The sequence below is a fragment of the Sphingomonas sp. NPDC019816 genome (assembly GCF_050274375.1).
Lineage (GTDB): Bacteria > Pseudomonadota > Alphaproteobacteria > Sphingomonadales > Sphingomonadaceae > Sphingomonas.
Map to the genome: position 1 here is coordinate 1 of NZ_JBNNOB010000115.1, position 12,167 is coordinate 12,167.

Below are 12,167 nucleotides of genomic sequence, written 5' to 3' on the forward strand. Positions count from 1 at the left end.
TTCCGATCTGGCGGAATGGTTGTTGTTCTTGGCCGAGCCCCCTAAACCCCGTTCAGCCGGAGCGACGTCGAAGGCCACGCCCCACAAAAGAAAAAGGGCCGGCCCTCCACCCAGGAGGACCGGCCCTTTCGCCTTCTCACCAACGCCGATCGCTCAGTCGGCCTCGATCGGGATCCCCGACACCTGCTTGGCGGTGCGGATGGTCAGCGACGTCTTGACGCTCGCCACATTGGGTGCCGGCGTCAGATGCGTGGTCAGGATTTCCTGAAAGCTCTTCAGGTCGGACGCGACGATCTTCAGGATGAAGTCGATCTCACCGTTCAGCATATGGCACTCGCGGACTTCGGGAATGCCCGCGACATGCGCCTCGAACGTCGCCAGATCATGCTCCGCCTGGCTGCGCAGCGACACCATCGCGAAGACGGTGATCGGGAAGCCCAGACGCGCGGCGTCGAGATCGGCGTGATAGCCCCGGATCGCGCCGGCTTCCTCCAGCGCGCGAACACGGCGCAGACAGGGGGGGGCGGTCAGTCCGACGCGCTCGGCGAGTTCGACATTGGTCATCCGGCCATCAGCCTGCAACAGCGCCAGGATTTGCCGATCGATGCGATCGAGCGCCATTACACGATACTCCACATAAAAAACCGATTCCCTATGCCCGTTCGGGGCTGCTTATAAGAAAATTACGCACTACCGCAATTGTCGTTTATTGCAACGGCATACACGTCGATATTTGCAGGTTACCAGTTGGAAGGATAAAGGCGTTAAGTCAGGTGGCTGAGGGCCATCCGGCCCATTGAAAAGGGAGTTCCGTGCGGTTCGACGACAGCCTGGCGACGATTTTGTCGGCCGACACGGCGACGCCCTTCGGCGCGCAGACCGCCTGGCGGCAGCTGGTCGACCTGATGGGGCGAGGCCGGATCGCGGCGGATGCCGAAACGATGGCGCGGCTGGCCGCCTTGCGCCATTCGGTGTCCGACTCCACGCGATCCGCGAGCGCGCGTCTGCTCAGCCTGTGCCGGCCGCCCGCCGCCCTCGTCGCGTTCTTCGCGCAGGACGATCTGGCGATCGCCGCGCCGGTGCTTCGCATGGCGCAATTGCGCGACGCCGAATGGCTGGACATCCTGCCGCAACTCAATCCGCGCACCCGGTCGGTGCTGCGCCATCGCCGTGATCTGTCCGACTCCGTGATGCGCGGGCTGGAGAGCTTCGGCCCGGTCGATTTCGTGCTGCCGAACATGGCGCCGCCCCATGCGCCCATATCCGAACCGGTCGAGCCGACGCCCCTGGCGTCCGCCGCCGCCGCACAGGTCGAGCCGGCACCTCGCAAGCCCTGGCCGATCACCCCGCCGTCCGTGCCCGCTGTGGAGGTGGCAGAGCCCGCCGGATCCGCGCCCTTGTCGGTGATGCTCGATCCCGTCCCCACACAGGCGGCGACCCCGTTCGTGCCGCTTGGGCAAGTTGCGCGCAGCCTGCCCTTCATGGCGGAGGCGCTGCGTCATGCGCCGTCGCCGGCCGCTCCCCCACGTTATGAGATCGCCGACCTCGTCGCCCGGATCGACGCCTTCAACCAACGGCGCGAGGAGGTCACCGGCACCGCCCAGGCCGATGCAGGTCCTGCGCATTTCGACTTCGAAACCGACGAGCAGGGCCTGATCCAGGGCGTCGACGGCGTGGCACGCGGCGCCCTTGTCGGAGTCTGCATCGCGGCGACCGCCGCCCAGGGGCTGGCGCAGTTCGACGGGGTCGCCATGGGTGCGTTCCGCCGTCGCTCGCCGTTTCGAGACGCCCGGCTGGAAGTCGGGGGCAGCGCCGACGCCGCGGGATCGTGGCGCGTATCGGCCGCGCCCTATTTCGATCCGCTGTCGGGCCGCTTCCTTGGCTATCGCGGCAGCGGCCGGCGTCCGCGCCGCGACGAATGCGCCAGCGTCGCACCAGCCGGAAGCGCCGCCGATACGGCCTCGTCCGATTCGCTTCGCCAGCTGGTTCATGAGCTGCGCACTCCGGCCAATGCGGTGGCGGGCTTTGCCGAATTGATCGAGAGCGAATTGCTCGGGCCGGTCGCCCCGGTCTATCGCGACCGGGCGACCGCGATCCGCGCCATGGCGTCGGATCTGCTGACGGCGGTGGACGATCTGGACACCGCCGCCCGGATCGAAGGCCATGTGCTGGACCTGCGTCCGACGACGGTGCCGTTGTCGCCGCTGATCCAACGATTGCTGGGCGAATTGCGACCGCTGGCCGAGCTTCGCCGCGCGGACATTCGCTTCGAGCCACCGGAAACCGCGATTGCCGCCATGGCCGATGATCGCGCGACCGAGCGGCTGATCGCGCGCCTCTTCTCGGTGCTGTTGTCCAATTGCGTCGTCGGCGAGCGGTTGACCGCCACCCTGACGGAGGAACAGGGCATGGCCAGCCTGCGCATCGATCGACCACTGGCATTGTCGATCGAGGCCGAGGCCGCCCTATTGAGCGAGGCGGGCGATGAGGAACAGCGCGACGGCGCGCCGCTTCTGGGCACCGGCTTCTCCTTGCGGCTGGTCGACAAGCTGGGTGCGGAGATGGGTGGCGGGCTGACCATCGGGTTGCACCGGGTCACGCTGACGCTGCCGATGGGAATGGACCAGCGCGCCGGTCAGGCGTCGACTCGCTGATCGTGTCGCCACCGGTTCGACCCTGGCGCCCGGAGGCGCCGAGCGCTGCGGAGCGTATCCATTGGCCGGCGGCGTTCGGCACCCGCTTTCTGGTGACGGTCGATGTCGAGGAGGAATTCGACTGGTCCGCCCCGCTCGACAAGCGGCACCGCGCCACCTCGGCGATGCGGGCCTTTCCCGCCGCGCATCGGCATTTCGCGGCGGCGGGAGTGGGTTTGAACTGCCTGGTCGATTATCCGGTGGCGGTCGATCCGGCGGCGGTCGCCATCCTCGCCGAATGTCTGCAGGACGGCCGATCCGAGATCGGGGCGCAGCTCCATGCCTGGGTCACCCCGCCTCATAGCGAGGTGGTCGATCAGGTGACCAGCCATGTCGGCAATCTTCCGCGTGCGCTGGAGGTGGAAAAGCTCGACCGTCTGACCGATGCGATCATGCGGGCCTTCGGCGAGCGCCCGCGAACCTTCCGCTCCGGGCGCTATGGGCTGGGGCCCGCCAGTCTGGAACTGCTGGCGGCGCGTGGCTATCGGATCGATAGCTCGATGCGGGCTCTCCACGATTATGGCCGCACCGGCGGGATGGATTTTCGGAATATCGACGCGCACGCCTTTCGTCGCGATGGCATGATCGAACTGCCGTTGACCAGCGTTTATGACGGCCTGATGCGAAAAGGCGGTTCACGTCTCTATTCCCCGGCGCGCCGCGTCCCACATGGGCGGGGCATGCTGGCCCGGCTGGGCCTCCTATCGCGGATACCGCTGACGCCCGAGGGGGTCGGCATCGCGGATGCCTTGACCGGCATCGATCGGGCGCTGGCCGATGGGGTTCGTCTGCTGACCTTTTCTTTCCATTCCCCGACGTTGGAGCCGGGCCATACGCCCTATGTCCGCACGGCGCGCGACCGTGAGGCGTTCGACCGCTGGTGGGATGCGGTGTTCGAACGTCTGGCCCTGCGCGGCGTGACGCCAGTGACGATCGGCGAAATCCTGACGACGCTGGAGGGGTAGGGGGCGGCCGTCCAGGCCACCCCCCCCTTTTTCATCAGCGCTTCATCGCCTCGATCAGCTTCTTGACGTCCTGGCTGCGACCGCGCGGCAGGATCAGGATGTCGTCGCCGCTGGCCACGACGATCAGGTCCTGCACATCGACCGCCGCGACGCGAACCCGGTCGGTGCGGATCAGGCAGTTCTTGGTATCGATCGCCAGCACTTCGCCGCGATGCGCATTGCCGAAGCCGTCCAGCTCGCTGATCGCATGCAGCGCGTCCCAGCTGCCGACATCGTTCCAGCCCATCGCGACCGGCACCACCGCCACGCGGTCGGCGCGTTCCATCACCGCATAGTCGATGGAGTCGGACGGACAATTACTGAATTCAACCTCGTCGGGGCAGATGCGCTTTCCCTCACGGCTGGCGGTGCGCATCGCCTTTTCGGCGGCGACCAGCATCTCGGGGGCATGCTGGCCCAGCTCCTCCAGATAGCGGTCGGCGCGGAACAGGAAGATGCCGCCGTTCCAAGCATAGTCGCCGCGCGCCAGCATCGCCTCGGCCCGTTCGAGCCGGGGCTTTTCGACGAAGCGCGCGACCTGATGCACCCCCTTGGCGATCTCTCGGCCCACCTGGATCCAGCCATAGCCCGTCTCGGGCTTGTCCGGCGCGATGCCGAAGGTGGCGAGCCAGCCCTGCGACACCATCGGCAGCGCGGCCTGAATGGCGGCATGGAAAGCGTCGAGATCGGCGATGACATGGTCGGACGGCATGACCAGCATCACGTCCTCTGGCCGTGCGGCCAACGCGGCGAGCGCGATGGCGGGTGCGGTGTTGCGCGCCACGGGCTCCAGGATCAGTGCCTGGGGCGGCGTGCCCGCTTCGGTCAGTTGTGCTTCGACAAGGTCGGCGTGCCGTTGACCCGCAACCACGATTGGCGGGGCGAACGCGTTGGACGCGGTTCTCTGCGCCGTCAGCTGCAACATGGTCTCGTCCGAGGTCAGCGCGAGCAGCTGCTTGGGCATGTCCGGCTTCGACATCGGCCATAAACGCGTGCCGGACCCGCCGGAGAGGATGACCGGTACGATCTGATTATGCATATTCGCCCCTTCTTGCGTCCCGTCACCAAAAAACCGGGTGACGTGGCTCTACCGCAGCACGCAACGCATATCTTCACGCTTCGTTTGCGATTAGCTGCAAAAATTGGGACGATTGGGAAAAAGGCGCTCGCCAGCTGTGATTTATCCGTAAATGATCCGGGTGTTCAAACACTATGTTCCGCAGGCCGTGCTGCTCCTGGGTGCGGTGGATTTCGCGCTGTTGATGACGGCCGCCGAGCTCGGCTGGGAAATGCGGGCCCGGCAGATCGGCTACCCCGTCGGCTCGACGATCGAGCATCTGCCGCAGATATTGAGCTTCGCGATCCCGCTTCAGATCGGGCTGACGGCGGTGGGGGCCTATACCGCCGCGTCGTTCCTGTCGCTGCGTTTCGCGGCCGCGCGACTGATCGTCGCGATCTCGATGGGCGTCATCCTGCTGTCGCTCATCTATTTCTTCTTCCCCGACCTGTCCTATTGGCGCTCCAGCCTGTTCTATTCGATGGTCATCGCCGTCGGGCTGCTGGTGGTCGTTCGGGGGCTGCTCGGACGTTCGCTGGGCGGTGACCGGTTCAAGCGCCGGGTCGTCCTGATGGGCGCCGGTGAGCGGGCGGGACGGATCGCGGCGCTGGCGGGACAGCCGGGGTGTAACTTCGTCATCGCGGGCGTGATCGCGATGAACACCAACGAGACGGCGCTTCCCGACGCCATTCCTCGGTCCGCCATCCCCAATCTTCAAGGCTTCGTCATCGACCGCCGGGCCACCGAGGTCGTCCTGGCGATCCAGGAGCGGCGCAATGCGTTGCCCTATCAGGACCTGCTGCGGGTCCGAACGGCCGGCGTACAGGTGTCGGAGCTTTCCAGCTTTCTGGAGCGGGAGACGGGGCGGATCGATCTGGCCTCCGTCAGTCACAGCTGGCTGATCTTCTCCGATGGCTTCGCATCCGGGCGCATGTGGTCGGCGATGGTCAAGCGGGCGTTCGATATCATGGTCAGCCTGATCTTGCTGACCGTCGCGCTGCCCGTGATCCTGGTCACCGCGCTATTGATCCGGCTGGAGTCGAAGGGCTCGGCCTTTTACCGGCAGCGGCGCGTCGGGCTGTACAATCAGACTTTCGACATCCCCAAGCTGCGGTCGATGCGCCAGGATGCCGAGCTGGCCGGGCAGGCGGTCTGGGCCGAGAAGGATGATCCCCGCATCACGCGGATCGGCCGGTTCATTCGCAAGGTTCGGATCGACGAGTTGCCGCAGATCTGGTCGGTGCTGCTCGGCGAGATGAGCTTCGTCGGGCCGCGCCCCGAACGCCCGCAATTCGTCGAGCAGCTGGAACAGCAGATCCCTTTCTATGCCGAGCGGCACATGGTCAAACCCGGCATTACCGGCTGGGCACAGCTCAACTATCCCTATGGCGCCTCGATCGAGGATGCCCGGCACAAGCTGGAATATGACCTTTACTACGCCAAGAATTATTCGCCCTTTCTCGACGCACTGATCCTGGTGCAGACGCTGCGCGTCATCCTGTGGCCATCGGGCGCACGGTGAGCGAGGGCGAGGTTCGCAAAGGCCGCTATCGCGGACGCGATCGGCGCGCGTCGCAGCCCTATCCAATGATGCGGCGCAAACGCCGGATCTGGCAGCGGCGGTCGGTCCGAACGCGCATCAGGCTGATCGCGACCCTGGCGGTGATCGCCGTCGGCATGGCCGGGCTCGCCTATCTGTTGCGCAGCGGTGAGCCACCGGTCCATCCGGCGGCGGCGCTTCGTCAGGCGACGGCGGCCTTGCAAGCCGGAAACTACCATGCCGCGCATGACCAGGCGCGCCGTGCCGCCATAGCCGCCCCCCGATCACGCGCCGCGCAGATGATGCTCGCGCGCACCAGCCTTCTTATCGAGGAGGGCGTGACTGCCGAAGCGGCGCTGGACCGCGCGCTCGCCGATGGGGTCCCGGTATCGCAGACGCTGGCGATGCGTGCCGAGGCGCGGCTGATCCAGGGCAATGTCGCGGACGCGCAGGAGGCTGTGGCGCGGATGCCACCCACCCCCGATGCCGAGATGATCCGCATCATGGCCAAGGTGCGGGCGGCGCAGAATATGGGTGGCGGCAGGCTGCGGGCGGTGCTGGACCGGTTGGCGGCCGCCTATCCGGGCGACGCGGCGGTATGGACCGATCTGGGGCGCAGCCGGTTCGCGGCGGGCGACGTGACCGGCGCGACGGAGGCCGCGGGGCGGGCGACGGCCCTGGCCCCGGCCGACCCGCGCGCCCTGACCCTGCAGGGCGAGATCGTACGGGCGCGTTACGGCCTGACGGCGGGATTGCCGTGGTTCCGGGCGGCCCTGGCGCGCGATCCCTATTATCATCCCGCCCTGATCCAATATGCCGGTACGCTGGGCGATCTGGGGCGGGCGAGCGACGCGCTGGCGGCGACGCGCACGGCGCTGGTCTCGCGGCCGGGCAGTCCAGAGGCGTTTTACCTCCAAGCCGTGATCGCGGCACGGGCGGGACAATATCCGCTGGCCCGGCAATTGCTGGAGCTGACCGGGGGGAACCTCAACAGCCGCCCGGCGGTGGTTTTGCTCGACGGGGCCGTCGCCTTTGCCCAGGGGCAGCGCCAACGCGCGGCCCGCGTTTGGGGCCGGCTGTTGGCGATGCAGCCGATGAACATCGGCGCCCGCCGCCTGCTCGCCGCCGCGCAGATCTTCACGGGCGACCGGGCGGCGGCGCTCGCTACGTTGCGGCCGATCCTGGCACGCGCCGATGCCGATGGTTATGCGCTGCGCCTCGCGGTGATGGCTTCGGCGGGGGGCGAGGGGAAGGCGGCGCTGATCGACCGGGCGGCTTCGGGCGTTCGCGGGCCGTCGACGATCTTTCGCCCCGATCGGCCGCTGGCGGAACTGACCGAGGATGCGGCCGATGCGCCGACCGATCCCACCTATGTGTTGGGTGTCGTCCGGGCGCTCGCCAGAAAAGGCGACTGGAGCGGTGCGCTGGCGAAGACGCAGGCACTGGTCCGGGCGACGCCGGGCGCACCGGCGGCGCAGATGGCTTACGGCGATATCCAGAGCCTGGCGGGACGGTCGGCGGACGCCCTGGCCTCCTATGACCGTGCCGCGAACCTGACCTTTGACGAGCCCGCGATGCTGCGCTTGATCGATGGCTATATGCGCACGGCAAAGCCACGCGACGCGGCGGTCGCCCTCGGCCTGTATGTTTCGCAAAATCCCCAGAGCGTGCCCGCCCGCCGGCTATTGGGCCAATGGCAATTGGCCAGCGGCGAATGGGACGAGGCCATCGAGACGCTGGAAGGGCTGCGCACCCAGCTAGGGCCGCGCGACGTGGCATTGCTGCGCGATCTGGCGCTTGCCTATGCAGGATCGGGCGATGGGGTGGTGGCACGCCGTTATGGCGAAGCGGCATATCGGTTGGCTCCGATGAATGCGAGCGTCGCCGATGCCTATGGCGTCGCGCTGGCGGCGGCGGGCGAGACCGAGGGCGCACGGCAGCTATTCGACAAGGCATTGTCGCTGTCGCCCGGCAACCCCGTCGTGATCGCCCACCGCGACGCACTGTAAGCCGCCATCTTTGCAGCGGGGTGCCGGCCGCCTAAGACGCGCGGCATGACCGAGCTTCCCACCGCCGCGCTGGAGCGGATCGCCGCCGCCCTCGAACGTCTCGCGCCCCAAGCAACGGTTTCGGCTGATCCGCTGGCGCATCCCGCCTATCTGTGGCGCGGAGAGGGTTTGCAGCCGGCGCGGGGCTTCGCACCATTGCCGCTGGCGATGTTGCAGGGACTGGATCGCCAGCGCGAGGCGCTGGTCACCAATCTGGAACGGCTGGCCGATGGTCATGCCGCGCAGGACGTGCTGCTCTGGGGCGCGCGAGGCACGGGCAAGTCGGCGCTGGTCAAGGCCTCGGTCGCGGCGGTTCAGGCGACCCGTCCCGGCCGGCTGGCATTGGTATCGGTCGACACGCTCGACAGCCTGCCCGCGCTGTTCGCGATGCTGGAAGAGGTCGACCGCGCCTTCGTCCTGTTCATCGACGATCTGGGTTTCGACGAAGCCGGAGAGGCACGACGTCTGCGCTCGCTGCTCGATGGCGGGGCGGAGGCGCGGCCGGCGCACGTCCGCCTGCTGGTCACCGCCAATCGCCGCCATCTGCTGCCCCGCGATCTCAGTGAACAGGACAGCGCGATCAATCCGCGTGACGTGGTCGACGACCAGCTGGCGCTGGCCGACCGCTTCGGTCTCAGCCTGGGCTTCCATGCGCTCGATCAGGACGGCTATCTCGCCATCGTCCGTGCCTATACCGATCGCCACGACCTGCCGTTCGACGGGGCCGAGGCGGTCAATTGGGCGACCCGGCGGGGCAGCCGTTCGGGCCGCGTCGCCTGGCAATATATCGTCGATCTGGCGGGGCGGCTGGGCCGTGCGGTGTAAGAATTTTCGTTTCGGGTGAAAAACCGCTTGCGTGGTGTGCGGCCGCTGGCTATTGGCGCGCCTCCAGCATGGATCGGCCTTCCCGAAAGGCTCTGACAACCGGTCCATACTCTCTAGTCGGGGAGTAGCTCAGCCTGGTAGAGCACTGCCTTCGGGAGGCAGGGGCCGGAGGTTCGAATCCTCTCTCCCCGACCATTTCGCCGCGAAGCACGCGGCCCAGCCCATCGATAGCGAAGCGCCCTCACGGCGACCGAATGTGCTCCGGTGGCATGACCTGGCTTGAAACCATCGCCTTCGTTCTGGGTATCGCGAACGTCACGCTCGTCGTGCGACGCAGCCTGTGGAATTATCCGGTCGCGCTGGTGATGGTGTCGCTTTACGGCCTGCTGTTCTGGCGGGAGCGGCTGTACAGCGACGCGGCGCTGCAAGTATTCTTCTTCGTCATCAACCTTTACGGCTGGGTCGTCTGGCGGCGGAGTCTGGCGCGCGAAGGGGAGGTCGCGGTCGGCACGCTGACGCCTGTCGCGCAAGGCATATGGCTGGTCGGGATCGCGGTCGCATCTTTATTGTGGGGCGGGGCGATGGCGCGCTGGACCGATGCCGCCATGCCCTATTGGGACGCCGTCAATGCGGTAGCCAGCGTCGCGGCGCAAATCCTGCTGGCGAGGCGTCGGCTGGAGAACTGGCTGCTCTGGATCGCGGTCGATCTGTCCTCCATCGCGCTTTACGCGGTAAAGGGCCTGACGCTGACCGCCATTCTTTATGTCATCTTTCTGGGATTGTCGGTGTGGGGCTATCGCGAATGGCGGGTACGGGCATGACGAGCATATGTCTGCATGGCCCGGAGAGCACCGGCAAATCGACCATCGGCCCACGTCTCGCCGCAGCGCTCGGCGGGCGCTATCTGCCCGAATATGGCCGCGACTATGCCGAGGCGCATGGCACCGACTTCACCGTGGCCGATCTGGTGGCGATCGGGCAGGGGCATGACGCGATGCTGGCCGAGGCGCTGGCGCAGGGGCCCTGGCCGGTCGTGACCGACACCGATCCGCTGATGACCGCCGTGTGGGCCGATATGCTGTTCGGTGCGCGCGACCCGTGGTTCGCCGGCTGGAACCGGCTGTCCGACGTCTATCTCCTGTTCGCGCCCGACCTGCCCTGGGTGGAGGATGGCACGCGCCTGTTCGGCACGCTGGCTGAGCGGCAGCGCTTCTTCGACCTGTCGCGGGCCGAGTTGGACCGGCGCGGGGTGCGCTATGCACTGGTCGAGGGGCGGGGCGAGCGCCGCTATGCAAATGCGCTGGCCGCGATCGATAGCTTTGGCATCCGCGCGCATCTTTGCTAACGGCGTCAGCTAAAGCTTTTCAGGAAACCATTCCCCCCGTGTCCACGCCGCTCGACAAGATCCGCAACTTCTCCATCATCGCGCATATCGACCATGGCAAGTCGACGCTCGCCGATCGCCTTATCCAGTTCACCGGCGGCCTGACCGATCGCGAGATGAGCGAACAGGTTCTCGATAATATGGAGATCGAGAAGGAACGCGGCATCACCATCAAGGCGCAGACCGTGCGCCTGGCGTACAAGGCGCAGGACGGCGAGACCTATACGCTGAACCTGATGGACACGCCGGGCCATGTCGACTTCGCCTATGAGGTTAGCCGGTCGCTGGCGGCGTGCGAAGGCGCGCTCCTCGTCGTCGATGCGGCGCAGGGCGTCGAGGCGCAGACGCTGGCGAACGTCTATCAGTCGATCGAGCATGACCATGAGATCGTGCCCGTCATCAACAAGATCGACCTACCCGCCGCCGAACCCGAAAAGGTCCGCGCCGAGATCGAGGATGTGATCGGCATCGACGCCTCGGGCGCGGTGCTGGCCAGCGCCAAGTCGGGCATCGGCATCGGCGACATCCTGGAAGCGATCGTCAAGAACATCCCCGCGCCCAAGGGCGACGCGACCGCACCGCTCAAGGCGATGCTGGTCGACAGCTGGTACGACCCCTATCTGGGCGTCGTCATCCTGGTGCGCGTGATGGAAGGCACCCTGAAAAAGGGTCAGCAGATCAAGTTCATGCAGGCGGGCACCACCCACCTGATCGACCGCGTCGGCTGTTTCCGCCCCAAGATCGAGCAGTTGACCGAGCTGGGCGTCGGCGAGATCGGCTTCATCACCGCACAAATCAAGGACGTGGCGCAGGCGCGCGTCGGCGACACGCTGACCGACGCCAAGAAGCCGACGACCGAGGCGCTGCCGGGCTTCAAGGAAGTCCAGCCGGTCGTGTTCTGCGGCCTGTTCCCGGTCGACGCCAACGACTTCGAAAAGCTGCGCGAGTCGATCAGCAAGCTGCGCCTGAACGACGCCTCGTTCAGCTTCGAGATGGAAACTTCCGCCGCATTGGGCTTCGGTTTCCGCTGCGGCTTCCTGGGGCTGCTGCATCTGGAGATCATCCAGGAGCGTCTGACCCGCGAATATGACCTGGACCTCATCACCACCGCGCCGTCGGTGGTGTACCAGATCGAGCTGAGCCATGACGGCGGGCAGATCGACCTGCACAACCCGGCCGACATGCCCGATCCCAACAAGATCGCGTCGATCAGCGAGCCGTGGATCGAGGCGACCATCTATGTCCCCGACGAGTATCTCGGCTCGATCCTGAAGCTATGCCAGGACCGACGCGGTATCCAGAAGAACCTGACCTATGTCGGCGGTCGTGCGCAGGCGACCTATGAACTGCCGCTCAACGAGGTCGTGTTCGATTTCTACGACCGGCTGAAGTCGCTGTCGAAGGGCTATGCCAGCTTCGATTATCACCAGATCGGCTATCGCGAGGGCGACCTCGTCAAGATGTCGATCCTGGTCAACGAAGAGCCGGTCGATGCGCTGTCGATGATCGTCCACCGTGGCACCGCCGAGACACGCGGGCGCGGCATGGGCGAGCGGCTGAAGGAGCGCATCCCACGCCACCTGTTCAAGATCCCGATCCAGGCGGCAATCGGCGGC

10 protein-coding genes and 1 tRNA gene are annotated in these 12,167 nt (G+C 66.6%); 9 read left to right on the forward strand and 2 right to left on the reverse strand.

Features of this window, described 5'->3' with window-relative positions; all coding sequences use genetic code 11:
* Window positions 1-153: 153 nt before the first annotated feature.
* Window positions 154-621: an Lrp/AsnC family transcriptional regulator gene (locus ACQKJZ_RS14775; RefSeq protein ID WP_007404259.1), complete on the reverse strand. Its 468-nt coding sequence runs from the start codon at window positions 619-621 to the stop codon at window positions 154-156.
* Window positions 622-812: 191 nt separating this feature from the next.
* Between ACQKJZ_RS14775 and ACQKJZ_RS14780 the strand changes: the two genes are divergently transcribed.
* Window positions 813-2,654 carry a histidine kinase dimerization/phospho-acceptor domain-containing protein gene (locus ACQKJZ_RS14780; RefSeq protein WP_427731904.1) on the forward strand — a complete coding sequence of 614 codons (1,842 nt, stop codon included), beginning with the start codon at window positions 813-815 and terminating at the stop codon, window positions 2,652-2,654.
* A gap of 2 nt (window positions 2,655-2,656) precedes the next feature.
* Window positions 2,657-3,658 (forward strand): polysaccharide deacetylase family protein, encoded by a 1,002-nt coding sequence (locus tag ACQKJZ_RS14785; RefSeq protein WP_427731906.1) that lies wholly within the window; start codon window positions 2,657-2,659, stop codon window positions 3,656-3,658.
* 34 nt (window positions 3,659-3,692) lie between these two features.
* Here ACQKJZ_RS14785 and ACQKJZ_RS14790 read toward each other — a convergent pair whose 3' ends face one another.
* Window positions 3,693-4,736 (reverse strand): mannose-1-phosphate guanylyltransferase/mannose-6-phosphate isomerase, encoded by a 1,044-nt coding sequence (locus ACQKJZ_RS14790; RefSeq protein WP_427731908.1) that lies wholly within the window; start codon window positions 4,734-4,736, stop codon window positions 3,693-3,695.
* Between the two features lie 151 nt (window positions 4,737-4,887).
* Between ACQKJZ_RS14790 and ACQKJZ_RS14795 the strand changes: the two genes are divergently transcribed.
* From ACQKJZ_RS14795 to lepA, 7 genes are all read left to right on the forward strand, one after another.
* A complete protein-coding gene (locus ACQKJZ_RS14795; protein WP_427731910.1) occupies window positions 4,888-6,276 on the forward strand; it encodes a TIGR03013 family XrtA/PEP-CTERM system glycosyltransferase in 1,389 nt (462 codons plus the stop codon).
* A complete protein-coding gene (locus ACQKJZ_RS14800) occupies window positions 6,273-8,303 on the forward strand; it encodes a tetratricopeptide repeat protein (RefSeq protein ID WP_427731912.1) in 2,031 nt (676 codons plus the stop codon). The genes ACQKJZ_RS14795 and ACQKJZ_RS14800 overlap by 4 nt, the downstream gene beginning before the upstream one ends.
* 45 nt (window positions 8,304-8,348) lie before the next feature.
* Window positions 8,349-9,167 carry an ATP-binding protein gene (locus tag ACQKJZ_RS14805; protein WP_427731914.1) on the forward strand — a complete coding sequence of 273 codons (819 nt, stop codon included), beginning with the start codon at window positions 8,349-8,351 and terminating at the stop codon, window positions 9,165-9,167.
* A 118-nt stretch (window positions 9,168-9,285) separates the two neighbouring features.
* Window positions 9,286-9,362, forward strand: a tRNA-Pro gene (locus ACQKJZ_RS14810).
* A 74-nt stretch (window positions 9,363-9,436) separates the two neighbouring features.
* Window positions 9,437-9,988, forward strand: a complete 552-nt coding sequence (gene pnuC / locus ACQKJZ_RS14815; RefSeq protein ID WP_427731916.1) for a nicotinamide riboside transporter PnuC — start codon at window positions 9,437-9,439, stop codon at window positions 9,986-9,988.
* Entirely contained in the window at window positions 9,985-10,512 is a 528-nt protein-coding gene (locus ACQKJZ_RS14820) for an AAA family ATPase (protein WP_427731918.1), read from the forward strand. The genes pnuC and ACQKJZ_RS14820 overlap by 4 nt, the downstream gene beginning before the upstream one ends.
* Window positions 10,513-10,550: 38 nt before the next feature.
* A partial coding sequence (gene lepA / locus ACQKJZ_RS14825) for a translation elongation factor 4 (protein WP_427731920.1) occupies window positions 10,551-12,167 on the forward strand: 1,617 nt, incomplete at its 3' end.

Excerpts from the sequence above, each read along its gene's own strand:
- ACQKJZ_RS14790 (WP_427731908.1), bottom strand. The coding sequence starts at position 4,736 with ATGCATAATCAGATCGTACCGGTCATCCTCTCCGGCGGGTCCGGCACG.
- ACQKJZ_RS14820 (WP_427731918.1), top strand. The coding sequence starts at position 9,985 with ATGACGAGCATATGTCTGCATGGCCCGGAGAGCACCGGCAAATCGACC.
- pnuC (WP_427731916.1), top strand. The coding sequence starts at position 9,437 with ATGACCTGGCTTGAAACCATCGCCTTCGTTCTGGGTATCGCGAACGTC.
- ACQKJZ_RS14795 (WP_427731910.1), top strand. The coding sequence starts at position 4,888 with ATGATCCGGGTGTTCAAACACTATGTTCCGCAGGCCGTGCTGCTCCTG.
- ACQKJZ_RS14805 (WP_427731914.1), top strand. The coding sequence starts at position 8,349 with ATGACCGAGCTTCCCACCGCCGCGCTGGAGCGGATCGCCGCCGCCCTC.
- ACQKJZ_RS14775 (WP_007404259.1), bottom strand. The coding sequence starts at position 621 with ATGGCGCTCGATCGCATCGATCGGCAAATCCTGGCGCTGTTGCAGGCT.